Annotated in this window: 14 protein-coding genes; 11 read left to right on the forward strand and 3 right to left on the reverse strand. The window is 71.7% G+C overall.

Annotated elements, in window-relative coordinates:
* The first annotated feature begins 5 nt into the window (after positions 1 to 5).
* Positions 6 to 7,313: a type I polyketide synthase gene (locus tag A6F73_RS02920; RefSeq protein ID WP_063346299.1), complete on the forward strand. Its 7,308-nt coding sequence runs from the start codon at positions 6 to 8 to the stop codon at positions 7,311 to 7,313.
* Between the two features lie 132 nt (positions 7,314 to 7,445).
* Here A6F73_RS02920 and A6F73_RS02925 read toward each other — a convergent pair whose 3' ends face one another.
* Positions 7,446 to 7,994, reverse strand: coding sequence for a flavoprotein (locus A6F73_RS02925; protein ID WP_063346300.1), 549 nt, complete (start codon positions 7,992 to 7,994; stop codon positions 7,446 to 7,448).
* A 117-nt stretch (positions 7,995 to 8,111) separates the two neighbouring features.
* Between A6F73_RS02925 and A6F73_RS02930 the strand changes: the two genes are divergently transcribed.
* The 7 genes from A6F73_RS02930 (at position 8,112) to A6F73_RS02960 (ending at position 15,310) form a co-directional block, all read left to right on the forward strand.
* Complete coding sequence (locus tag A6F73_RS02930) at positions 8,112 to 9,296, forward strand: helix-turn-helix transcriptional regulator (protein ID WP_063346301.1); 1,185 nt, start codon at positions 8,112 to 8,114, stop codon at positions 9,294 to 9,296.
* A gap of 91 nt (positions 9,297 to 9,387) precedes the next feature.
* Positions 9,388 to 10,809, forward strand: coding sequence for a helix-turn-helix domain-containing protein (locus A6F73_RS02935; RefSeq protein WP_079135384.1), 1,422 nt, complete (start codon positions 9,388 to 9,390; stop codon positions 10,807 to 10,809).
* A 102-nt stretch (positions 10,810 to 10,911) separates the two neighbouring features.
* Positions 10,912 to 11,118, forward strand: coding sequence for a hypothetical protein (locus A6F73_RS02940; protein WP_063346302.1), 207 nt, complete (start codon positions 10,912 to 10,914; stop codon positions 11,116 to 11,118).
* A gap of 84 nt (positions 11,119 to 11,202) precedes the next feature.
* Positions 11,203 to 11,916 (forward strand): hypothetical protein, encoded by a 714-nt coding sequence (locus A6F73_RS02945; RefSeq protein ID WP_159398338.1) that lies wholly within the window; start codon positions 11,203 to 11,205, stop codon positions 11,914 to 11,916.
* Positions 11,917 to 11,918: 2 nt separating this feature from the next.
* Positions 11,919 to 13,223, forward strand: coding sequence for a UDP-N-acetylglucosamine 1-carboxyvinyltransferase (locus tag A6F73_RS02950; RefSeq protein WP_063346304.1), 1,305 nt, complete (start codon positions 11,919 to 11,921; stop codon positions 13,221 to 13,223).
* Positions 13,220 to 14,254, forward strand: a complete 1,035-nt coding sequence (locus A6F73_RS02955; protein ID WP_063346305.1) for a serine hydrolase domain-containing protein — start codon at positions 13,220 to 13,222, stop codon at positions 14,252 to 14,254. Before A6F73_RS02950 ends, A6F73_RS02955 begins: the two co-directional genes overlap by 4 nt.
* A gap of 12 nt (positions 14,255 to 14,266) precedes the next feature.
* The gene (locus A6F73_RS02960; RefSeq protein ID WP_079135385.1) at positions 14,267 to 15,310 is read left to right on the forward strand and encodes a UDP-N-acetylmuramate dehydrogenase; all 1,044 of its coding nucleotides are present in this window, start codon (positions 14,267 to 14,269) and stop codon (positions 15,308 to 15,310) included.
* Between the two features lie 377 nt (positions 15,311 to 15,687).
* Here the strand turns inward: A6F73_RS02960 and A6F73_RS02965 are convergent, their stop codons facing one another.
* Positions 15,688 to 17,175: an MFS transporter gene (locus A6F73_RS02965; RefSeq protein ID WP_208869046.1), complete on the reverse strand. Its 1,488-nt coding sequence runs from the start codon at positions 17,173 to 17,175 to the stop codon at positions 15,688 to 15,690.
* Between the two features lie 87 nt (positions 17,176 to 17,262).
* Between A6F73_RS02965 and A6F73_RS02970 the strand changes: the two genes are divergently transcribed.
* The 3 genes from A6F73_RS02970 to A6F73_RS02980 all read left to right on the forward strand — a co-directional run bounded on the left by A6F73_RS02970 (position 17,263) and on the right by A6F73_RS02980 (position 20,689).
* The gene (locus A6F73_RS02970) at positions 17,263 to 17,883 is read left to right on the forward strand and encodes a TetR/AcrR family transcriptional regulator (RefSeq protein ID WP_063346306.1); all 621 of its coding nucleotides are present in this window, start codon (positions 17,263 to 17,265) and stop codon (positions 17,881 to 17,883) included.
* A gap of 411 nt (positions 17,884 to 18,294) precedes the next feature.
* Positions 18,295 to 19,353: a cytochrome P450 gene (locus tag A6F73_RS02975; protein WP_063346307.1), complete on the forward strand. Its 1,059-nt coding sequence runs from the start codon at positions 18,295 to 18,297 to the stop codon at positions 19,351 to 19,353.
* Positions 19,354 to 19,357: 4 nt separating this feature from the next.
* On the forward strand, positions 19,358 to 20,689 hold the full coding sequence (locus tag A6F73_RS02980) for a cytochrome P450 (protein WP_063346308.1): 1,332 nt from the start codon (positions 19,358 to 19,360) through the stop codon (positions 20,687 to 20,689).
* 2,325 nt (positions 20,690 to 23,014) lie between these two features.
* On the opposite strand, the gene A6F73_RS02985 is transcribed toward A6F73_RS02980, so the two are convergent.
* Positions 23,015 to 23,773, reverse strand: a complete 759-nt coding sequence (locus A6F73_RS02985) for a GntR family transcriptional regulator (protein ID WP_063346309.1) — start codon at positions 23,771 to 23,773, stop codon at positions 23,015 to 23,017.
* Positions 23,774 to 24,270: the final 497 nt, after the last annotated feature.

Genomic DNA, 24,270 nt, shown 5'->3' on the forward strand with positions numbered 1-24,270 from the left:
ATGACATGGCTCCTGACACGACCCCTTCGCTGATCCGTCCGCTGTCCGAACTGCTCGGCGGACACGCCGCCCGGATCGGGGACAAGGTGGCCTTCGCCGACGCCCGGCGGGGCGTCGGCTACCGGGAACTGGATCTGCGGACCTCTCGGCTCGCCGGCCGGCTCGCCGCGCTGGGACTGGAGAACGGCGGCCGGGCCGCCGTCCTCATGGGCAACAGCGTGGAGATGGTGGAGAGCTGCCTCGCCGTCATCCGGGCGGGCGGCATCACCGTGCCGCTGAATCCGCAGGCGTCCGAGGCCGAACTGGTCCACTTCCTGCGGGACTCCGGGGCATCGGTGGTGCTGTGCGACCCGGCGCGGCTCGACGTGCTGCTGCGCGCGGTGGCCGCGTCCGGCCCGTCCCGGCCCTCGATCGTGCTCACCGGCGACTCCCCCATGGCACCGGCGGACGCCTCCGGCGCAACCACGGACATCACCGCGTACGAGACGCTCGCGGCCACCCCCTACGACGGGCCGGCGCCCGAGGAGAGCCCGCTCGACGCTCCGGCCTGGATGCTCTACACCTCGGGCACCACCGGCCGCCCCAAGGGGGTGCTCTACTCCCTGCGCAGCTCGCTGTGGCTGGTGGAGGCCTGCCACGTGGGTGTGCTCGGGATGACGCAGGACGACCGACTGCTGTGGCCGATGCCGCTGTTCCACGGCCTGGGCCAGAACCTGTGCGTCATGGCGGTCGTGGCCGTGGGCGCCGGCGCCCTGCTGATGAGCGGCTTCGCCCCTTCCGAGGTGCTGGACGCCCTGCGCGAGGACGGGGTGACCTTCCTCGCCGGGGTGCCGACGACGTACCACTACCTGCTGGACCGTGCCCGCCAGGAGCACACCCGGCTGCCGTCGCTGCGGCTCGGGTTCGTCGCCGGTTCGGCCAGCGGCGCCTCCCTCGGCAGCCGTTTCGAGGAGGCGTTCGGGGTCCCGCTGGTGGACCAGTACGGATCGACCGAGACCGGCGCGATCACCTCGAACCGGCCGACGGGCGACCGGGTCGCCGGGGCGGCCGGGCCGCCCGTCCCGGGGGTGGCCATCCGACTGGTGGACGACGGTTCCGGTGCCGAGGTGCCCGACGGCGAGCAGGGCGAGGTCTGGGTCAGCGGCCCCAACCTGATGCTGGGCTACCACGGGCAGCCCGACGCCACGGCGCAGGTGCTGCGGGACGGCTGGTACCGCACGGGCGACCTGGCCCGCCGGGACGCCCTCGGGCAGGTGACCCTGACCGGCCGTCTCAAGGAGCTGATCATCCGGGGCGGCGAGAACATCCACCCCGTGGAGATCGAGGACGTGGTGCGCACGGCGCCGGGCGTGGCCGACGCGGCGGTGGGCGGGGAGCCCCACGAGGTGCTCGGCGAGGTGCCCGTCGCGTACGTGGTGCCCGGTCCCGAAGGCGTCGACGTCCAGGCGCTGTTCGAGCACTGCCGGACGCGGCTGTCCTTCTTCAAGGTGCCGGAGAAGGTGTACGCCGTCGAGCACGTTCCGCGCACCGCGTCCGGGAAGGTCACCCGGCATCTGCTGGCGGACGCGGACCCCCGGTTGCTCGGTACGGCGTCCACCGGCGGGCCCGGGGAGCACGGGAGCCTCGGGGCCGAGCCCGACCGGGGCGAGTGGGCGGGCCGGCTCGCGGCGCTCACGGCGGCCGAACGGGCCCGGACGGTACTGGACCTGGTCCGCGCCGAGGTGGCGCTCGCGCTCGGCGTCGAAGCCGAACGGGTCGCTCCCACACGGCCGTTCGTGGATCTCGGCCTCGGCTCCCTCGCCGTCGTGGCGGTCGGGCGGCGGCTGTGCGCGCTGGTCGGGCTGCGGCTCCCGGCGACGGCGGTGTTCGACCACCCGACGCCCGCCGCGTTCGCGGACCGGCTGGTCGCCGAGCTGACGGGGCCGTCGGACAGCTCCACGGCCGCCGAAGCGTTCCCGGCCGAGCACACGATCCCCGCAGCTCCCGGCCCGGACGGCGCCGAGCCGATCGCCATCATCGGCATGGCCTGCCGCTTCCCCGGCGGGGTGGAGTCACCCGAGCAGCTGTGGGACCTCGTCGCCGCAGGCCGGGACGCCACCTCGGACTTCCCCGCCGACCGGGGCTGGGCACTGGACACCCTGTTCGACCCCGACCCCGACCACCCCGGCACCAGCTACGTCTCGCGCGGCGGCTTCCTCACCGACCCGTCCGCGTTCGACGCCGGATTCTTCGGCATAGCCCCGCGCGAGGCGACCGCGATGGACCCGCAGCAGCGGCTGATGCTGGAGGTCGCCTGGGAGGTCTTCGAACGGGCGGGCCTCGACCCGACCGGCCTGGCCGGCTCGGAGACCGGCGTCTTCGTCGGCACCAAGGGACAGACGTACAGCACGCTCGCCGCGCCCGGGTCCGAGTACGAGGGCCATCTCGGCTTCGCCACCTCGGGCAGCGTGATGTCCGGCCGGGTGGCCTACGCCCTCGGTCTGCACGGCCCCGCCGTCACCGTCGACACGGCCTGCTCCGCGTCCCTGGTCGCCCTCCACCTGGCCTGCGGCTCCCTGCGCTCCGGTGAGTCGCGGCTCGCGCTCGCGGGCGGGGTCACGGTGATGTCCACCCCGGACGACATGATCACCTTCAGCAGGCACCGGGGCCTCGCCCCGGACGGCCGGGTGAAGGCCTTCGCCGGCGCGGCGGACGGCACCGCCTTCGGCGAGGGCGCGGGGGTGCTGCTGCTCGAACGGCTCTCGGACGCGCAGCGGGCGGGCCACCGGGTGCTCGCCGTGATCCGGGGCAGCGCCGTGAACCAGGACGGCGCGTCCAACGGGCTCACCGCGCCCAACGGCCGGGCGCAGCAGCGGGTGATCCGCCGGGCGCTCGCCAACGCCCGGGTGGCCGCGCACGAGGTCGACCTGGTCGAGGCCCACGGCACGGGGACCATGCTCGGCGACCCGATCGAGGCCGAGGCGATCCTCGCCGCGTACGGGCGCGGCCGGGATCCTCAACGGCCGCTGTGGCTCGGCTCGGTGAAGTCCAACATCGCCCACACCCAGGCCGCCGCAGGCATGGCCGGTGTCATCAAGCTGGTGGAGGCGATGCGGCACGCCGTCCTCCCGGCGACCCTGCACGTGGACCAGCCGTCGCCGCACGTCGACTGGTCGTCGGGGAACGTACGGCTGCTCGACGAGGCGCGGCCGTGGACGGCCGCCGACGGACGGCCCCGGCGCGCCGGGGTGTCCTCCTTCGCCATCAGCGGCACCAACGCCCATGTCGTCCTGGAGGAGGCGCCGCACTCCCCCGCGCCGGAGGAGGCCCCGGCCCCGGTCTCGCCCGAGGGGGCCCCGGCCCCGGTCCGGGCGCTCAGCGCCGTACCGTGGCTGCTGTCCGCGAAGTCCCCGGCCGCGCTGCGCGACCAGGCCCGCCGGCTGGAGTCGTTCCTGCGTGCGGAGCCCGACCGGAATGCCGTGGACGTGGGGCGCACCCTGGCACTGTCCCGGGCCGGGCTCGAACACCGGGCCGCCGTCGTCGCGGACCTCGGTCGCGGGGCGAACGGCGCGGACGGGGTGGAGGGTCTGCTGCGCGCACTCGGCGCGCTCGCGGAGGGCGAGCCCGCGGCCGGACTGACCACCGATCACGCCGGTGCCGCCCGGACCACGGCGTTCCTCTTCACCGGCCAGGGCTCCCAGTGGGCGGGCATGGCCCGTGAACTGTACGAGGCGTTCCCGGTGTTCGCCGAAGCGCTGGACGCGGTGTGCGACCATCTGGCGCCGCAGGTACGGCAGTTGCTCCTCGCCGCCGCCGGCGACGCGGCGGACGACGGGCGCATCCATCGCACCGGTATCGCCCAACCCGCCCTGTTCGCACTGGAGGTCGCGCAGTTCGCGCTGCTGCGGTCCTGGGGGGTGCGTCCCGACGCGCTCGCCGGCCACTCCCTCGGCGAGCTGGCCGCCGCGCACGTCGCCGGGGTGTTCTCGCTGGCGGACGCGGCCCGGCTGGTCACCGCCCGGGGCGAGCTGATGCAGGCGCTGCCCGAAGGCGGCGCCATGATCGCGCTGGAGGCCACGGAGGACGAGGTCCTGCCGCTGCTCGCCGGCCGGGAGTCCCGGCTGGGGATCGCCGCCGTGAACGCGCCCCGGTCCGTCGTGGTCTCGGGCGACGAGGACGCCGCGGCGGAGGTCGCCCAGCTAGTGGCCGAACTGGGCCGCAGGACCAAGCGCTTGACGGTCAGTCATGCTTTCCACTCGCCCCGGATGGACGCGGTGCTGGAGGAGTTCGAGGCCGTGGCCCGGACCGTCACCTACCGTGCGCCGGACCTGCCGATCGTCTCCACGGTCACCGGCGCCCTCGCCGGTGCGGAACTGCTGACACCCGCGTACTGGACCGGGCAGCTGCGCTCGGCCGTCCGGTTCGCCGCCGCGGTGCGGACCCTGCGGGAGCGGGGCACCGACACCTTCGTCGAACTCGGCCCGGACGCGTCCCTGACGGCCCTGGTGCGCCAGATCGCCGACGGGGGTGACGCCCACGGGGGTGATGGGGGTGACGACGCCGACGGGGGTGACCGGACGGGCGGCCACCGTACGCTGCCGGTCTCCCGGCGTGACCGGCCCGGCGCGGCGACCGCCGTCGCAGTCGCTGCCGCGCTGCACACCGCCGGTGTCCCGGTCGACTGGGCGGCGTTCTTCGACGGCACCGGCGCCCGCCACGTCACGCTGCCGACCTACGCCTTCCAGCGCAAGCGTTACTGGCTGCCCGCACTCGCCGCCCCCACTCCGGCACCGGTACCGGCCGCGATCGCGGAGGCGGAGGCGGAGGCCGCAGCCGAGGAGGCGGCCCCGTCCGGGCGGGTGCTCAAGCCGGGTGAGCGCCCGGAGGTCGCCGCCCGCCTGGCCGGCGTGCTCGCCGGCCTGGACGAGGAGAAGCAGCTCCTCCACATGATCGACCGGATCGCCACGCGGGTCGCGGCGGTGCTCGGCCACGACAGCGCGGACGCCATCGACCCCGACGTGCCGTTCCTCGAACTCGGCGTCGACTCCCTCATGGCCGTCGAGATGCGCAACCAGTTCAGCGACTTCTGCGGGGTGAGCCTGCGCCCGACGCTCGTCTTCGAGCACCCGACCCCGGCGGTGCTCGCCGACCACCTGCTCGCGAAGGTGCTGGCCGCGGTGTCCGCCACGCCGGGCGTCGACGAGGACGCGGTGGACTTCGCCTCCGAGGTCGTCCTGGCGGCGGACATCTCCCCCGCCGACGAGGTGATCCGGGTCGCGGACGACCCGCAGGAGGTGCTCCTCACCGGTGCGACCGGGTTCCTGGGCGCGTACCTGCTGCGCGACCTGCTGCGGACGACCCGTGCGACCGTGCACTGCCTGGTCCGCGGGGCCGACGAGGCGGACGCGTGGGCGCGGCTGCGCAAGAACCTTGAGTGGTACGAGTTCTGGGACGCCATCGACCCGGACCGGTTGTCCGTGGTCGTCGGCGATCTCGCCCGGCCGCTGCTGGGGCTGGCCCCCGAACGCTTCGACGCCCTCGCCCGCAGCGTGGACAGCGTCTACCACGCCGCCGCGACCGTCAACGGCCTCTACCCGTACTCGGCGTTGAAGGACGCGAACGTCACGGGCACCGCGGAGATCCTGCGCCTGGCCGCACGGCACCGCACCGTGCCCGTCCACCACGTCTCGTCCACCGGCGTGTTCGCCGCGGAGGCGGTCCCCGGGCAGGCGCTCCAGGTGACCGACCCGCCGGGCCCCGCCGAGGCGCTGTCGTCCGGCTACCGGCAGACGAAGCTGGTGGCGGAGCAGATCATCGAACTCGCCAGGGGGCGGGGCCTGCCGGTCTCGGTCTACCGGGTGGACGAGATCTCCGGCGACTCGGAGCGCGGCTTCTGCCAGACCCACGACTTCGTCTGGCTGAGCATGAAGGGCATCGTGCAGGCCGGTGCCGTCCCGCAGGATCCCGCCGGCATCTTCCACCTGGTGCCGGTCGACCACGTCAGCGCGGCGATCCTGCGGCTGTCCCGCGACGACCGGGCGGCGGGCCGCAACCACCACCTCGCCAACGGGACGCACCTCCCGTTCTCCGCGATGACGGAATCCCTCCGCTCCCTCGGCTACCGGCTGGACGAACTCCGCTGGGACGCCTGGGTGCGGCGCATCCGCGCCGACCGCGACAACGCGATGGTCCCGATGATCGACGCGTTCGAATCGACCATCTACAGCGGACGCAACCACTACCTGTCCGTCGACACCTCGCAGACCCGCGAGCTGCTGGCCGGTACCGGCGTCGACTGCCCGCCGATGACGCGTGAACTCTTCGAGAAGTACGTCGGGTTCTTCGTCCGCGTCGGCTACTTCCCCGAACCGGGCGCCGGCCGCTTTCCCGGCGGCGACGCCGTGGACAGCGGTGCGCAGGCCTTCCGGGTCCGGGAGGCGGCGTGGGAGGACCTTCCGGCGATGGCGGGCATCTGCTTCGAGGCCTTCAACACCCTCAACGCCTCGCTCGGCCTCGCCCCGGAGTGGTCGTCGGTGGACGAGGTGACGGAGATGTTCCGGGACCGGCTCGCGGCCCCGGGCTGCCTCGCCTACGTGGCAGTCGACGGCGCGGACTCCGTGACGGGCTCCAACTTCCTGGTCCTGGGCGAGTCCGTCGCCGCCTTCGGCCCGCTCAGTGTCGCGCCCGGCGCGCAGGGCGGCGGTGTGGGCCGGCTGCTGATGGACGAGGTGATCGGCGCGGCCGCCCGGCACGACCGCGGCTCGGTCCGGGCCGTCCAGGTGACCAACAACCTGGGCGCGTACCGGCTCTACTCCTCGCTCGGCTTCGTCCCGCACGAGCAGCTGTCCCTGGTCGCCGGGTACGCACCGCCCACCCCGGCGAACATGGCGGGCTTCACGGTGCGCGCGATGACCGAGGACGACGTGCCCGCGTGCCAGGAGCTGTACCGCTCGGTCAACGGCCATGCACGGGACGGCGAGATCCACATGGCGGCCAAGCGGGCCTTCGGCTGGTCGCAGCCGTACGTGGTCCTGGACCGGTCGAGCGGTGCACTCGCCGGCTACACCACGGGCCTGTCCGACCTGGGCCATCTGACGGCGGTCTCGGAGGCTGCGGCACGGGCGCTGTACACGGGCGCCGGCGAGCTGATGCGCCGGGCCGTCCCCGACGGCCCGCCGCCCCGGCTGCGCGTCCCGGGCCGACTGCTGCCCGAGACCCTGAGCTGGGCGTTCCACACCCGGGGCATCACCCTGGAGCGACTGGAGACCCTGGTGGCACGCGGCTCGTACACGGCGCCGCAGCAGGGGGTGTACTGCCCGGGGCTGTCCTACTGAGGCACCGCCGCAGGCGAGGGGCACGTTGGTCCAAGCCCTGTCGTCCCGACGCGAGTCGGAAGGCCGTTGGCCGGGAGAAATCTCTGGCCAACGGCCCCAGCGGTCACGGCGGCCGGGCTCCGCAGCCGGGTGTCACCGCCCGATGGACTCCTCGGCAGCCCCGAGTGCGGCCTCCCACGGGTAAGCCTCCGGTCTCCCCTGGCCCGGATCGTTCGGGACGAAGCCTCCTTCGCCGAGCAGCACTCGGACGCCGGAGTCACGCAGGGTGGCGACGCTCCGGGGGAACTGAGGGTGCCCGGTGAGCGCCGTGTTCGTACACGGCATCACCGACAGCGGGATTCCCTTGCCGATCGCCTCGGCCGCGAACCCTATGACCCAGGAGGTCGTGAGGCCGAGCGCCAGGCTGTTGATGCTGTTCATCGTCGCGGGAGCGAACAGAACCGCGTCGGCGGGCGGAAGCACGTCCGGCTCGCCCGGCCGACGGTACGCGAACTTCACCGGGTGGCCGGTCAGACGGTTCAGCTTGGGAAGCTCGTCCTGGAGCCAGCTCGCCGCGGTCGGGGTGAGCCCGAGCGCGACCTCCCACCCCCTGAACTGGGCGTGGCGGACGACCTGCGCCATGTTCAGGACCGGCGGGGCGGCGGAGCCGAAGAGGTACAGGACCGGGCGCGTGGTGGACATGGCAGTCATCGAACCCCGTGGGGATGGCCGGCGGCAAACCCTGCCGAATTCGATGATGCGCCTGACTACTTGGCGCTACCGTCGGACCACCGGGCCGAACTCCTCAAGGAACGCGCCATGACCGACTTCACGCCTGACACCGTAGGCAAGCGGATCAAGCAGACCCGCAAGCTCCGGCACATGACCCAGACCGGACTCGCCCTGAAGGCGCGGATCTCGGCGTCCCACATGGCTCAGATCGAGCAGGGCAAGCGGCAGGCCGGCCCGGCTGTCCTCGCCTCCATCGCCAGGGCGTTGTCCGTACCCGTCGCCGATCTCGAAGGACGCCCGTACATCGAGGAGTTGCGGCGCGACCAGCTCGACGGGCTGATCCAGCCGATCCGGGAATCCCTCGACATCTTCGACCTCGGAGCCGACCCGGACGTGGCACCGCGTCCGACCGAGGAACTCGTCGACCACACCGACCTGGTCTGCCGCCTGATCCGGGCGTCGGATCTGCGGAGCGCGGCGACAGAACTGCCCGGCCTGATCACCGAGACCACGACCGCGGCGCACAGTAGCGGTGATCGACGTCTCTGGCAGGCCCTCGCCATGCAGTACCGCTCCGGCTACGACCTCGCGAGCAAGCTCGGGTTCCAGGACCTCGGGTCGATCTCCCTCGACCGCATGGGATGGGCGGCGGAGCGGGCGTCCGACGCCGTGACCGCGGCGATCAGGCAGTACAGCCGGGCGCTGGCCTACCTGCGCGCCGGCCAGTACCGGACGGGCATCCGCATTGCTGAGCTTGCCCGCCAGGCGGCCGAGCAGGCCGATCCCGGCGTCGAGCGGGATGCCGTGACCGGCCAGGTGCACCTCGGAATCGCGGTCCTTGCCGCCCGGAGTAGCGACACGGAGGCGGTCGACGGGAACCTCGCCACGGCCGAGAGGATCGCGGGGCGAACAGGTGAGGTGCCGGGGGTCTTCTGGTTGTCGTTCGGTCCGACCAACGTCGCGGCCCATCGGGCAAGCTGCCTGATCGATCAAGCGCTCTACCACGAGGCCTTGCAGGTCGCGCGGAGCATCGAGATCCCCGCGTCCTGGCCGGCCAGCCGCGCCGCGCACCACCACGCCGAAATCGCCCGAGCCCTCCTGTGGACCGGCAAGGGCGACGCCGCCTTCCGCCGCCTCCTCGACGCACGCCGCCTCGCCCCACAGCAGTCCCGCCACAGCCCCACCGTGCGCGAGACGATGGCCGGCCTACTCCGAGCGCAGCGGCGGCTCCCGGAGTCGATGTCCAACTTCGCCTCCTGGATCGGGATGTGACGACGAACTGACACAGAGTTGTGTGAGTTCTGGACTTGCGACGGCTCGACCTTGTTCATGACGGATTCACCGACATGACAGGAGCCTTCGCATGCCTCCCTCGCTCGGCACCAGCACATGGGCTCCGCCAGGAGCCCCCGGTTCCTCTGCCGCGGGAACAACCCGCGGGTCCCGACTACGAGTACCGGCGGGAACGGTGACCGACGGCAGCATCACGTTCGGTAGGTTCGTCTCGCTGCATCGCGCAGAGATGGGCTGGACGCAGCTGCGCCTGGCGACGGAGCTCAACCGCAGCGAGGACTGGATGTCGCAGGTCGAGCGGGACGTCCAGCAGGTCCAGGACGTGCAGCTCCTACGGCGGATGGCCTCGACCCTGGGCGTTGAGATCGACAGGCTGATGGCCTTGCCGCAGCCCGCGGCCACGAAGCCGAGATCACCGCGACGTCATGTCAGCTCGGCTACGCTGGCGACGACTTCCGGTGCCGAGGAGGACGATGTGCGACGCCGCCCGTTCCTGTCCCTGGCGGTTGCCGCCTTCGTCACCCCGGCCACGGGTCAGCAGGTCGCGCACGCAGAGGCGGTGTCGCCGTTGTCCGGCCTGGAGGACCTGCTGCTGTACGGGCCGGGCAGGGCCCCGGCTCCCCGTCGCGAGCCGACCCTGAAGTCCGTCGCCACTTCTCTCGTGTCCTCGCGCCAGGAGTTCAAGGCGGCCCGGTACGACACGCTCGCGCAGGCACTGCCCGGACGGCTCGCGGCTGCCGACATGGTCGGTACGGCGGAGGAACGTGCCCGAAACGTCGCCCAGTTCTACAACATCGCCACCAGGTTGACCATCAAGATCGGTGACAACAACCTGGTGGCCGTGACCTCGGACCGCGCCCTGACGGCCGCCCGTCTGGGCGGCGATCCGCTGATCACCGCGGAAGCCCAGCGGATGGTCTCCAGCTCGTGGCGCCGCCAGGGCAGCCTGGCTCGGGCGACCGACATCGTGGTGGTAGCCGCCGAAGACCTGCTCGCCGACACCTCGGTGGCCGAGGCCGCCCGTCTGGCCACGCGCGGAGACCTGTACGCCACCGCCGCGTACACCGCGGCCAAGTCCGGAGACCGGTCCTACGCGCACGCCCTCATCCGGGAGGCCGCAGACAGCGCCGCGGCCGCAGGCCGGGCCTCCGGCCTGGTGGACGGCATCCAGGGTGTCGCCCTGCACGAGCTATCGGTCCACTACGAGCTCGGAGACGCCGGCCGGGCGATCGAGCTGGCCAGGACGATCGACCCGAGCGCGCTGCCGACGGCCGAGCGGCAGGCCAGATTCTTCACGGACGTGGCCCGCGCGTTCGACCAGTGGGGCAAGCACGAGAACTGCTACCGGGCACTGCTCGCCGCCGAGGAGGCGGCCCCGCAGGAGATCCGTCGGGGCGCCGTCCGCGACCTCGCCGTAGGCCTTCTGCGGTACGACCGCCGGCTTCCGGGCGTTCGCGACTTCGCCGCCCGCGCAGGCGTACAGGGCATCTGACCCGTAGTCGGACTACGGCCCGTAGTCCGACTACGGATCACGGCAACGAGCCGGCAGTTCACTGGGACAGCCAACCCGTCCCTTCGCTGCGGAGGCTCTCACATGCCGACGTCCAGCACCTCGCCGTTCTCCGCCGGTCCCCGGCTCGCCGCCCCGCAGGACCGTGACCGGCTCGGCACCTTCCTGGCCGCCTCCTGGGCTGCCCTGCACCTGCCCGTGCTCGTCCTGCTGGGGTTCGCCGTCCAGCAGCAGGTCGACGCCCGGCCCGAGGCCGCGGTCGCCGCTGCCCCGGACCTGCCCATTCAGTAGGCATCTGGCTCATCACCGCCCCTCCTTCCACTCGCTCGCCCGAGAGGAGCCCCGGCCATGCACCGGCTACCCGAAGCTCCCACGATGAGTGCCGCGTTGGCGCGCATCGACTACCGCACCACCCCCGAGTACTACATCGACACCGAGCAGGTCGCCGACCCCGTCGTCGCGCGGCTGCTGAGCTGCTGTCCGACCGTCTTCGGGCTCAAGAAGGCCATCGTCGACCTGCTGGCCGGACGGTTGGACATCGAGCTACCGGAGGGAGCCGGGGTCATCGAGCCCGGTGCCGTCGTCCGCGGCGAGGTGACCGTGGCGGCCGGCGCCGTCATCGCCGAGGGCGCGGTCGTCACCGGCCCGGTACTGGTCTGCCCCGGCTCGGTGATCGACTCCGGAGCCCGGGTCCGGGACCACACCGTCATCGGTCCCGGCTGCCGGATCGGCTGGGGCGCCGAGGTCACCCGCTCGCTGCTCACCGGCGGGGTCTTCATGAAGCACACCAGCTTCGTCGGCGACTCCGTCCTCGGCCTGGGGGTCAACATCGGCGCGTTCGTGTCCACCACCGGCCTGCGCGTCACCAGCGGCCCGGTCGTCGAGCCGGCCACCGAGGAGGTCTGCGCCCGTCTCGACGGCCACCGCGTCGCCACCGGCCAGACCAAGTTCGGCGCGGTCATCGGCGACGGAGTGATCGTCCCCGCCGGCACCGTGCTCCAGCCCGCCACCCTCATCGGCGCCCACTCCACGCTCTACCCCCGCACCCAGATCGGCGGATTCTTCCCCGCCGGAAGCCAGGGAAGGTGACCATGACCGCCACCACGACCCCCGACCAGCTCACCCTCCGGATCACCGGCGGCCACCCGCTGCACGGTACGACGACCGTCCAGGGCAGCAAGAACATCGCCCTGCACCTGTACGCTGCCGCGATCCTCGCCGACCAGCCGCTCACCCTTACCGGCGCCCCCGCGATCCTCGACACCGGCGTGTGCGCGGAGATCCTTCACCGCACCGGCACCCGAGCCACCATCGCCGAGGGCGAGTTCGAGACCCGGCCCGCCGACTCCTACTTCCCGGTCATCCCCGACGACCTCGGACGGTGCATCCGGACCACCGCGGTCATCGCGTCCGCGCTGCTGGCCCGCTCCGGCAAGGTCACCTTCCCACTGCCCGGCGGCGACGCCTTCTGCGCCCGGTACATCGACCTGCACCTGGCCGCCATGGAAGCCGCCGGCGCCGACGTCGAGGTCAACCGGGGCCGCGTGCGCGCCCGCTTCACCGGAACGAAGCGCCTTCCGTTCATCACCACCGTCAGCACCAAGAAGTGGGGCCCGAGCCTGGGCGCGACGGTCACCGCGATGCTGCTGGCCGCCCGCACCCCCGGCACGTCGTCCATCCTCGGGCCGAGCATCGAACCCGAGGTCACCGTATCCGCCGAACTCCTGGCTCGCTCCGGCGTCGGCATCACCTGGCAAGGCACGGACGCCCTGCACGTCACCGGCACCGACCACATCGCCGGCGGCGTCTTCCCGGTCCCGTCCGACCGGCTGGAGGCCGCCACACTGGCGCTCGCCGCCGCGATCACTGGCGGCACCGTCCACCTCGACGCCTTCCCGCCCTGCGGCTTCCCGCCAGGCCTGGTCTCGGTCTTCGCCGACACCGGGATCCTCCTGACCCCCGAGCGCGGCGGAACGACGGTCACCGTACCGGCCGGACTGCATGCGACGGAGATGGCCACCGGCCCCCACCCGGGTTACCCGACCGACGTCCAGCCCCAGCTGACCGCGGTCCTCACCCAGGCCGCCGGAACGTCCCGGATCGAGGAGCGGATCTACAGCCGACGCGACACCCACCTCGCCGCGCTGCGCAAGTTCGGCGCGGTCGTCAACGCGGAGGGCCAGCTGATCACCGTCGAGGGGCCCTCCGGGCTCGCCGCCGCTGACGTGGCGGGCGAGGACATCCGGGCCGCGACCGCGCTCGTGCTCGCCGCGCTGGCGGCCGAGGGCACCTCTACGATCCGGGGCATGTACCACCTCCGGCGCGGCTACGGCGACCTGCTGCCCAAACTCGCCGCGCTCGGTGCCAGCCTGACGATCGACCGGGAGATGCCGTGACCAGCACCAAGCCGTTGAGCCCCGACACCGTCGCCGAGCTGCAGCAGTGCCTCGACCTGCTGGTCGACGACGGCGCCCTGCCCGGCGGCGTCCTCGCCCACGGCGCCCGGAACGGCCGGCCCGCGTTCGTCTCCTCCGGCGTCATCGCGCCCGAGTGCGGGAACGCCGGGCCCGGCCCGGGCACGCTCTACGACGCCGCGTCGCTGACCAAGGTACTGGCCACCTGGCCGCTGATCGGGCTCACCGATGGCATCACCACCGACACCACGGTGCGGGACCTGCTGCCCGACCTGCCGGACCAGGTGCCCGGCGCGAACGTCACGATCGGGCAGATCCTCGCGCATACCTCCGGCCTGCGGCCCGAGACCCGTCTCGACCAGTACCGGGGCCGCACCGAACCCCTCGCGGAGCTGATCTGCGGCGAACCGCTGATCGCCGAACCCGGCGCCGGCCACCGGTACATCAACCGCGGGTTCATCCTCCTCGGCCTCGCGCTCGCCCACCTCCACGGCCGCCGCCTGGACGAGCTCGCCGCCGACCTCTGGCAGTCCCTCGGCATGACCCACACCACCTACGGACCCGTCAGCCGCTCCGCCGACGTCGCCCCGACCGAGCAGCGCCTCCCCGGCGGCCCGCGGCTGTGGGGCATCCCGCACGACGACAACGCCACTCTGCTCGGCGGCGTCGCCGGCCACGCCGGCGTCTTCACCACCCCGGCCGACCTGGCCACCTTCGCCGACCGGCTCCTCACCGCGTACACCTCCAGCCACGGACTGGGTGCCTGGCTCCGCACCAGCATGGAACCGAAGGCCGAGATCGAGCCCGGGCTCCACCGCGGCCTGGCCTGGATCCTCGCCGACGGCGGCCGGGTCGCCTACCACCACGGCTTCACCGGCACCAGCCTCTACCTCGCCCCGGACACCGGCCGCTACCTGGCCATCTGCACCAACGCCGTCTACCACCACCAGAACAACCGCACCCGGCTCGCCCCGCTCCGCAACCTCGCGCTCAAGGCCGTCGCCGCCGACTGAGAGGACCCTGCCGTGCCCCAGGCCACGCTCGCGTCGCTGACCACCCTCCGGCTCGGCGGGCCCGCCGGCGCCGTGCTCAACCTGTCCGACCCCGCGGACTGGCTCGACGCCGCCCGTGCGATCAGCGCCCAGGAGCAGAACGGTCCCGTCGTCCTGGGGCACGGCAGCAACGTGATCGCGGCGGATGCCGGCCACCCCGGCACCGTCGTGGTCATGAACACCCGCGGCATCACCGCCAAGAAGCTCGACGACACCACGGTGGCCGTCACCGTCCAGGCCGGCCACCCGCTCACCGACCTCGTCCATTGGGCCGCTGCCGAACGGCTTGCCGGCATCGAGTGCCTGGCCGGGATCCCAGGCACCGTCGGCGCCGCGCCGGTCCAGAACGCCGGCGCATACGGCCAGCAGATCGCAGACTCCCTCCACAGCGTCACGGTCTGGGACTGGGGCATGGGCTGCCTGCGGACCTTCCCGGCCCAGTCCTGCCGCCTGCGCTACCGCAGCAGCCGCTTCAAGCGAACCCCCGGCCGCTGGACCATCCTCGCCGCCTCGCTCCACCTGACCCACACGCCGGCGGCCCCGATCACCTACCAGCCGCTCGCGGACGAGCTCGGCGTGCCCGTCGGCGCGCGCCCGACCGTTCCGGAGGTCACCGCGGCCGTACTCGCCAACCGCCGTCGGCGCGGCCTCCTCCTCGACCCGAGCGACCAGGACTCCCGGCAGGTCGGATCCGTCTTCCTCAACCCTCGAATCACCACCGCCCAGGCCACGCGCTGGTCCGACCGCGGCTGCCCGGTCCACCAGGACAGCGATGGCGGCCTCCGAGCCAGCGCCGGGTGGCTCCTGGAGCATGTCGGCTGCCGGCCCGGCCAAGCCGTCGCCGACGGCGTGCGCTGCTCGGAACGCCGGACCCTCACGGTCACCGCTCAAGGAGAGGCCACAGCGGCAGCGTTCGTCCGGGCGCTCGCTGACCTCACCGCCCAGGTCGCAGCTGCAACCGGAATCATCCTCCAGCCCGAGCCGACGCGCGTCGGCCAGTGGGTCACCGGCCCCTGATCTCCCGCTGGCCTCAGCTACTTGCCACCTCCGCCACACGCCGGTCGATCAAGGTGGCTGGGCTGGCCGAGCGCACATTGCCGAACAGCTCTTGGCCCGCGAAATGAGGCAGTGCGATCCTCCACCGAGGGCTGGAATCTGATCAGCAGGCTTACCGTCAGCTACATCGTCCGAGTGTCCCGGTTGACCGAGGTCGCAGGCCGGATTGCTGCCCATCGGGGTGAAGGATCGACGAACAGGCCTTAGGCCTACAGCCTTTCGATGACCTTCTTCACGGCTGAGGAGTTGTCCCCCGGCTACGGGAAGTCCGCAGGGCGCTCACCCCATGGCCGTGGAGGCAGGGTGAGCGCCTTCGCGCGTCCGGACGTCGCCGTTCGTCAGACCGGCGTAACCGGAAGGTCGTCGTGTGCGGGCCGTTCGCCCCTGGGTACGGCCAGCAGGGTGATCAGCACGCCGAGCACGGCGAAGCCCGCCCCGACGGCGAACGCGAGCCGGAAGCCCTCCGTCATCGCGTCGGCCATGGCCGGGCCGCCGGCCTGCTTGCCCTCAAGGAGCTCCCTGATCCGGGCGTTGGCCACCGAGGAGAGCACGGCGAGCCCGAGCGCGCCGCCGATCTGCTGGGTGGTGTTGATGAGTCCGGAGGCGAGGCCCGACTCCTGCGGAGTCACACCGGAGACGGCGACGATGGTCACGGGCACGAACGAGAAGCCGAGTCCGAGTGCCGCGACCACCGAGGGCAGGAGCACGTCCCCGGCGAACGTGCCGTTGGCGGGGATGCGGGTGAACAGCAGGAGTCCCACCGCGGTGAGCGCCAGCCCGCAGGCGAGGACGGGCCTGGGCCCGACCTTGGTCACCAGCTGGGAGGCGGCGCCGGCGGCGACGATGCTCGCCACCGAGAAGGGCAGGTAGGACAGTCCGGCCTCCAGTGCGGAGAAGCCGAGCACCTGCTGGAGGTAGAGGGAGATGAAGAAGAACATCGACAGCAGCGCGGCGCCCACCAGCAGGGACACCGCGTTGGCGCTGGAGAGGTTGCGGTTGCGGAAGATCCGCAACGGCATCACCGGGTGCTTGACGAGACGCAGTTCGACCAGGGCGAAGACCAGCAGCAGGACCGCCGCGAGGCCCAGTAGCCCGATGGTCCTGGCCGAGCCCCAGCCCGCCCGCTCGGCGTCCACGAGCGCGTAGACCAGCACGCTGAGACCGCCGGTGACCAGTGCGGCGCCGGCGAAGTCGATGCCCGTGCGTTCGTGGCCGCGGCTCTCCCGGACGAACCTCGGTGTGAGGACGGCGGCGACGACGCAGATCGGCACGTTGACGAACATCACCCACTCCCAGCCCGCCCACTGGGTGAGCACACCGCCGAGCAGCACGCCGATGGCCCCGCCCGCTCCGGCGAGCGCGCCCCAGATGCCGAGGGCCTTGTTGCGTTCGGCGCCTTCGGTGAAGGTCGTGGTGACGATGGACAGGGCGGCCGGCGCGATGATCGCGGCGCCGAGGCCCTGCCCGACCCGTGCGGCGATCAGCAGTCCCGCGGTCGGTGCGAGACCGCCGAGCAGTGACGTGGCGGCGAACAGGCCGAGCCCGGTCATGAACACCCGCCGCCGTCCGAGCAGATCGGCGGTCCGGCCGCCGAGCAGCAGGAAGCCGCCGAAGGCGAGTGCGTAGGCGTTGACGATCCACTGGACGTCGGAGTCGGCGAAGTGCAGGTCCCGCTGGATCGAGGGCAGCGCGACGTTCACGATCGAGGCGTCGAGCACCACCGTCAACTGGGCGACGGCCAGGACGACGAGCGCCTTCCAGCGGAGTGGATCCGGGGAGGGGGTCGAGGTCGAGGTCGATAAGGAGGAAGTGGGAGGCATGGCCATGGGAGGGATACGCTCCTGTGGGTTAAAGTGGTAACCGGAATCGGACTCACGGTTCCGGATGGCGACGATACGGAGGCGCGGTTCCCCTTGTCAAACACCCCTTCCCCTCCCCCTTCCCGCTCCAGCACACCCACCGGCGGCAAGCTGCGCTCCGACGCCGCCCGCAACCGGCTCAAGGTGCTCGACGCCGCCCGAGCCGCCTTCTCCGAGTCCGGCCGGGACGCCCAGATGGGCGACATCGCCCGCAGGGCCGGGGTGGGCGTCGGGACGGTGTACCGCCACTTCCCCACCAAGGAATCGCTGGCGGAAGCGATCGTGGAACACCGGTTCCAGCAGACCCTGGACTTCCTCAGGAACGAGGTGCTCCCCGACCCCGACCCCTGGCACGGCCTCGCCCGCTCCCTGGAGTTCTGCGGAATCATGCAGGAACAGGACCGGGGCTACGCGGAGACGGTCACCGCGATGGTCGGCGGCAGCACGTTCGACGCGGCGGCGATCGCCGAACTCAACGAACTCACCGACAAGGTGCTCAAGCGCGCCCAGGCCGAGGGTTCGGTGCGAGAGGACCTGACCGTCGCTGACGTGTCACCGCTCTACATCGGCCTCTGCCACGTCGTGCAGGCCGGGGTCACCGACTGGCGCCGCTACCTCGGCATCATCCTCGACGGGCTGCGCCCGCGACGGTGCGCGGACTGCTCCCGCGACTGACACCGTCCATCGCCCGCCGCCGGGGGGCGAATCAGGAAATCCGCCGGCAAACCCCCCACCTCCCCAACTCCCTCGACAAGAACTCCCCCCAAAGGTGAACCCGATGGAGACCCGGCCGCGTGTCTACGTCTGTAGGGCGACTGCAGAGTGGCCTTACATTCGCTCAGCCACCTGGTAACGAAAGGGAGACCCAAAGATGAAGATCCTGTTCGCCATCCGTGACGCGTCCTTCGCCAAGAAGAGCCTGAAGGCCAGCGCTTGGTACATCTGGTACTAAGCCGGCTGATCGGTACCTCCGGTACCTGAACAGCTGATCCGCCCCCGCCCCTGCCCCCCCTCGCGGCCTCCGCCGGGAGATCGGGCCCGGGGCGGGGGCGGAGACCGCTCCCGGCAAAGTCTCGGAGACATCACATGGCCCTCTCCCCCGCCTCCGCCCGTTCGCGAACCACCGTGCTCTCCCCCCGACTTGAGGCCCTGCTCAGGGACCATCTGGGCAAGGACGCCGTCCGGCTCGAACCCGACACGATCGGGGTCGCCGGGCCCGAGCTCACCGACCGGATCCTCGCCGCCCGGCGCGCCACCGAGATCGAACGGCCCACCTTCAAACCGCTGCACGGACGTTCGATCACCCGCACCGAGGCATCCTCGGTGACGCGGACGATCGGCAGCGACGTGCGCGAGGCACTGAAGGCCCCGCTGCCGCCGAACATCGACCTGTCCGGTCCGTGGCCGCTCACCGGACACCTCTTCCTGCGCGACCTCATCCTCGGCCGGGACCCGCGCCGACTGCGGATCCTGATGAGCCGCAACCTCGAACTGACGCCCCTGCTCACCTGGTTGGTGATCTCGGCCGGCGCCGCACTGCCCGGCAGGCCCAAGCCCGGCGACGACCTCACCGAACTCGGCAAGCTCACCGCGAAGGCGGCCAACTACCAGGACCGACGGTACGCGCTCGGCATGTACCGCCGAGCCGCCGCACCGGTCTGCTTCACCATCTCCACCCTGGTCGCGAACGCGCTCTGGCTCGGCGCGCCGTTCGACGACAGCACGCCGAACCGGAACATCATCTTCGAGTCGCTGCGCCTGCTGCCGCCGTCCTGGAACATCCTGCGCCGCGCCTCGCCCGAGTACCCCGCGATCGACCCGCGGATCGGCGCCGGCGACGACGTCCTCGTCCTGCCGCTGCTCTCGCACCGCGACCCGGCCCTGTGGGAGGACCCGCACGAGTTCCGCCCGGAGCGCTGGGACCACCTCGACCCGGACAACACTCCCGGCTACCTGCCGTTCGGGCACACCTCCGAACGCTGCTGGGGCCGGCACATGGTGATGCCGCTCGCCGAACTGCTGCTGGACCAGATCCGTACGGCCGGCCTGGTCGTCGACCCCGAACAGCGGACCGCCAAGGTGCCACTGCTCGGCCTGCTCGGCGTCAGCGAGATCCGCGTCCTGAAGCCACGCGGTGCACACTGATCACATGCACGATGATCACATACAAACCGAGCACGGGGATTCCGAGCGCGGGGATACCGAGCCCGGGGCTACCGAACACAGCGCCGACGAACCGGAGTTCGCCGACGGCCAGTTCTACGCCGACCCGCACGCCGCGTACCGCCGCTGGCGCACCGAGGGCGGCGCCCGCAAGGTCCGGTTCGGCGGCGCGGCCGGACTCGAAGGCTGGGTCGTCACCGGCCACGCCGAGTGCCGGGCCGCCCTCGCCGACCCCCGGCTGAGCAAGAAGGCCGTCACCGAGGCGTTCGCCCGACACGTCGGGAACTCCGAGGGCGGCCCGGGCCGCGACCTGATGACGCACATGCTCAACTCCGACCCCCCGGAGCACACCCGACTGCGCAAGCTGGTCCAACAGGCCTACACCGGGCGGCAGGTGGCGACTCTACGCCCGATGGTCGAGCGCCACGTCGGCGCGCTGCTGGACCAACTCGACGGGCCCGACCCGGTCGAGCTGATCAGTGAGTTCGCACTGCCGCTGCCACTCGCGGTCGTCTTCGAACTGTTCGGCGCGCCGCAGGCCGAACGGGAGAACCTCCAAGTCCGGGGCAACGCGGTCGATGCCGACCCGGAGGACGACGGCGAGGCGGACGGCGGAGCGGACGGCGCAGCGGACGGCGCAGCGGACGGCGAAGTCTCGGTGGAGACCGCCGAAGGCATGGCGAACTACCTGCGCGCCCTGGTCGACCACAAGCGCACCCACCCGGGCGACGACCTGATCTCCGAACTCCTCGCCGCCCAGGCGGACGGCGACCGGCTGACCGAGGCCGAGATCACCTCGATGGCGTTCCTGCTCGCGATCGCCGGCCACCAGAGCACCGTCAACCTGATCACCAACGGCATCCACGCGCTGCTCCGCCACCCCGAGCAACTCGCGGCGCTGCGCGCGGATCCGGCGCTGCTTCCCGGCACGATCGAGGAAGTCCTGCGCTACGAGAGCCCGTTCAGCATCGCCTCGCTGCGCCGCACGACCGAGCCGGTGACCATCGCGGGCACCACGATCCCGGCCGGCGAGTTCGTCCAGATCGCCCTGCTCGCCGCCAACCGCGACCCGGCCGTCTTCACCGACCCCGACCGCTTCGACATCACCCGCCCGGACGCCACCCGACACCTCGCATTCGGCCACGGCATCCACCACTGCCTCGGCGCACAACTGGGCCGCCTCCAGGCCGAGGTCGCGTTCACCGAACTGCTGCGCCGCTTCCCCGCCCTACGCCTAGCCGACCCGGCCGAGCCCGCACAGTGGCAGGAGAACCCGAGGCACCGCGGGCTGCTCAACCTGCGAGTGCTGCTGCACTGACGCCGCCAGGCCCCCACCCACCCAAAGCCGGTGGGGGCCGAGCACATCACCCGCATGGCCCGGGTCGCGACCGCCCATCCGACGCACCCCGTCGAGGACCAACTCCACACACCAGAACGGTCTCCACCGCGGTAAGTGGCAACTCCCCCGGACAGCCGTGCTCCCACGCGCCGCTTCCAGGACTCACTGCGGCGGCGCTGAAGCTCTACGACCTTCCCCATGCCCGGGGCCAACTACCCGCAAGGCCGGCAACACTCCGCGGCAACCGGCGACCAGCCCCCGCCCCACTTCGCTTCGCCCAGCAGCGCCCACCACGCACCTGTCCCACATGAACACCACCCGGCGGACAGCCTCCTCCGCCGCGTATCCCGCACAACCAGCCGAACAGACCTGGCCCCGCAAGACCATTCAGACGCCGCCACGTCACCAGCGTCAGGCAGCGGCCCCGGACAATCTCAGCCACTGCCCCAGCGTCCAGCATGTACGACAGCAACAGGCTGCCCCGAACCTCAGACGGCTACCACTGCCAACGGCCCTCAACCTCCACATGCGGGTACGCTTCGAGAACTCAGGCCACGACATCGACAACCAGCCCTGGGGCAAGGAGAGATGGCAACAACACATCGGCCGTTCGACGGGCCCCCTACCAATCGAACTGAACCAATCAGGCCCCTCGACCGGTAATCACCCCAGGCCAAAAAGCATCGGCCCCGCACCCGTGGGGATTGCTCCCCGGACCATCATGCGCGGGGGTTCACGGTGGTGTCGGCCCCGCGCTCGCAGGGATTGTTCCGAGCTTGCGGCGCTGCGGAGTCGGGGCGCCCTGTCGGGCCGCGCTCGCGGGGATTGCTCCGCGATCGGGACCTGGCTCGCCGGTCTTCGGGCGTTGACCCCGCACACGCGGGGATTGCTCCAACTACGTCGGCTTGATCAGTTGCAACCCCGGGTCGGCCCTGCGCTCGCGGGGATCGCTCCAGCGTTCCGCAGCGGTGCCAGCCGTACGCATTGTCGGCCCCGCGCTCGCGGGGATTACTCCAAGGGCTGCCACCGGATCCACAACCGCTTCATGTCGGCTCCGCGCTCGCGGGGATGGTTCAGGGGACCAGCCCGTCGCACCATTGACCACCGGGAGTTGGTCTCGTCGAGGGTACGAGCAAGGCGGACACGAGCCTGCCAGAGCCGGTCGAAGACGGTGTCCAACCGCCTTCGACCGGCACACGGGCCCGCGCCACTGGCAACACACCACGGTGCTGCCCGACGCCCGCCGCGACACCGTCGAGTTCGCCGAACCGTCTACCAACGCCCCGCAATCGTCACCTGCACCACCGACCGGAACGGCCTCCAGGACAGCGGACAACACCCCAGAACGCGGCACCGGGACGACGAGCGGCAAGCTGGCGGGCGGGAGGCTGCCGACGGACCTGCCGCTCGGCACCGCACCTCGACCCGAGCGAGAGCATCCAGACCCCCCGGCATCACCGGCGGCAGGAAGCGATCCCAAACGACCTCCGCCACCACCACGGCACACAGCATTTGCGACAACAGCACGTCACCCCCGCCCACCCAGCCACCTCCTGACCTCGGGCAGATACCAACGCCAACCGTCCCCAAGCACCGCCCCGGACCTTCCCGCACGAGTACGCTTCGGGAGCGCACGACACAGCTGACAACTCTCCCCACGTGCACGAAGAAGCATGAACTCCTTCACAGACCGCCTGCCTAATCGAACTGAATCAACTGACGGCACCTGACACGAATCACCGCAGGTCAGGAAGTATCGGCCCCGCGCTCGCGGGGATTGCTCCGCGGCGAGCGGATCGAGGTGGCCCCCGCCGTCATCGGCCCCGCGCTCGCGGGGATTGCTCCACGATCGGTACCCGCCTCGGCGCGCTGGAGCAGTCGGCCCCGCGCTCGCGGGGATCGCTCTCAGGCTTCCGCGTTCCGGCCGCGCTCGCTGCCATCGGCCCCGCACCCACAGGGATCGCTCCCGGGCAGCCCGGTGCAGCTCCGTCGACGCTTGATCGGTCTCGCGCTCGTGGGGATCGCTCCCGTGGCCACCTCGACGTCGATCCCGGTCTCCTATCGGCACCGCGCTCGCGGGGATTGCTCCTCCGCCGGCCGGTATCGGGCTTTGCGCTCCTTATCGGCCCCGCGCCCGCGGGGATCGCTCCGCCCCCGCTCGGCTTCGGCCGGGCGGGGGCGCTTCGTCGTTACGGGGTGTCGTGCGTCCACCGCCACACGCTGTCCGCGTCCGGCTCGTACCAGGACCGTCCGTCGGCGTACCGGCCATGCCGCCATCGTGCGACCGGCATCGGACCATGCAGGTCAGGAACGTGGGGCGCGCCCGTACTCAGCAACCCAGCGCGAGGTGAGCACGATGTCTGCGGTCTCAACTGGGCGCCCGGTGGCCTGGTCGTAGTAGGTCCGTTCAATTGCCATCACCGGGACAGCGGGTGCAACACCGAGGGTCTGAGCCTCAGGTCGCGTGGCAGCCCTGGCACTCACGCGCTCAACGGGCACGCCCACGTCGATGCCGATGATCGCCATGCGGTCGGCGACGCCGATACCAGCGTGTGGACCGGCCTCGGGCAGGACGATCAAGCTGCCGCCAGTGGTGGCCATCGGTTCCCAGCTCTCTGCGAGCTGCACCGGGTCTCCGTCGGCCAGGTACACGTAGGTCGTGTGCATCACCGGATCGCCGGGCTGGATTTCCAGCCGGGCCGCGATGCGGGCCTCGGCGGCACGAGGCTGAGATTCGTGCCGCCAAGTACCGGCGACACCCTGTCTGGCGAGGGTGGCCTCCGTCGGGCTGCCGTCGCCGCGGGGTACGCGTTGACGGCGTACCAGGACGGTGGGCGGTTCCTGGCTGCGGACGTAGTAGCCGCGGCCATGGCGGGCGACGACCAGGCCCTCGGATTCGAGTAGCCGGTAGGCGTTCTGGCCGACGCCGTGGGAGTAGCCGAATTCCTCACGCAGTGCAGCGAGAGATGGCAACTGGGCTCCGGCTGCGAGCTGGCCGGTGAGGATCCGTTCGCGGATGTGGTCTGCGATGCGGAGGTAGGGGGATTCGGCGTCGCCTGCCATGCATGTCCTCCTACGTTCCGTGCTCGGTGGATGACAGAGTATGCGGCCAGGCCCTACTGTATGTGTAGAGCTAATCCTTACATGTACTGGGGGATCGGTGCAGATCGGCATGTGCGCAGGAGCCGTGAAGGCTGCGCTCGGTCAGGCCACAGGCGCCCACGTACGCGTTACGCGCCCCACCGCTGGAGTAGTGCGCCTGAGCGTCCCCGCGCCTGTCGACGAATCAGTCGAACGCTGGGCTGATGTCCTGGCCATCGTGCAGTCCTGCACCTCATGGGGATCCACGGACGCAACTGGCGCGGTGGTCGTTTGGGCCGAACTGGAGGAGCCGCAATGATCTCCAGACCGGACGTCCCGTCCGGCATCGTCATCACTCTGGACACAGCCCAGGCCGGGCGCTACGTCAGCGCCGAGTGCCAACTCAACGCCCACCACGGGTGTCCCGGCGGCCTGTGGGACGAGTGCGGTGCTCGGGTGCTGGTATGCCTCTGCGGCCA

The organism is Streptomyces sp. MJM8645 (assembly GCF_001625365.1).
Taxonomy (GTDB): domain Bacteria; phylum Actinomycetota; class Actinomycetes; order Streptomycetales; family Streptomycetaceae; genus Kitasatospora.

What these genes read in the sequence shown, in the direction of transcription:
- A6F73_RS02920 (WP_063346299.1), top strand. Translation starts at nt 6, where the DNA reads ATGGCTCCTGACACGACCCCTTCGCTGATCCGTCCGCTGTCCGAACTG.
- A6F73_RS02925 (WP_063346300.1), bottom strand. Translation starts at nt 7,994, where the DNA reads ATGTCCACCACGCGCCCGGTCCTGTACCTCTTCGGCTCCGCCGCCCCG.
- A6F73_RS02930 (WP_063346301.1), top strand. Translation starts at nt 8,112, where the DNA reads ATGACCGACTTCACGCCTGACACCGTAGGCAAGCGGATCAAGCAGACC.
- A6F73_RS02935 (WP_079135384.1), top strand. Translation starts at nt 9,388, where the DNA reads ATGCCTCCCTCGCTCGGCACCAGCACATGGGCTCCGCCAGGAGCCCCC.
- A6F73_RS02940 (WP_063346302.1), top strand. Translation starts at nt 10,912, where the DNA reads ATGCCGACGTCCAGCACCTCGCCGTTCTCCGCCGGTCCCCGGCTCGCC.
- A6F73_RS02945 (WP_159398338.1), top strand. Translation starts at nt 11,203, where the DNA reads ATGAGTGCCGCGTTGGCGCGCATCGACTACCGCACCACCCCCGAGTAC.
- A6F73_RS02950 (WP_063346304.1), top strand. Translation starts at nt 11,919, where the DNA reads ATGACCGCCACCACGACCCCCGACCAGCTCACCCTCCGGATCACCGGC.
- A6F73_RS02965 (WP_208869046.1), bottom strand. Translation starts at nt 17,175, where the DNA reads ATGGCCATGCCTCCCACTTCCTCCTTATCGACCTCGACCTCGACCCCC.
- A6F73_RS02975 (WP_063346307.1), top strand. Translation starts at nt 18,295, where the DNA reads ATGGCCCTCTCCCCCGCCTCCGCCCGTTCGCGAACCACCGTGCTCTCC.
- A6F73_RS02980 (WP_063346308.1), top strand. Translation starts at nt 19,358, where the DNA reads ATGCACGATGATCACATACAAACCGAGCACGGGGATTCCGAGCGCGGG.
- A6F73_RS02985 (WP_063346309.1), bottom strand. Translation starts at nt 23,773, where the DNA reads ATGGCAGGCGACGCCGAATCCCCCTACCTCCGCATCGCAGACCACATC.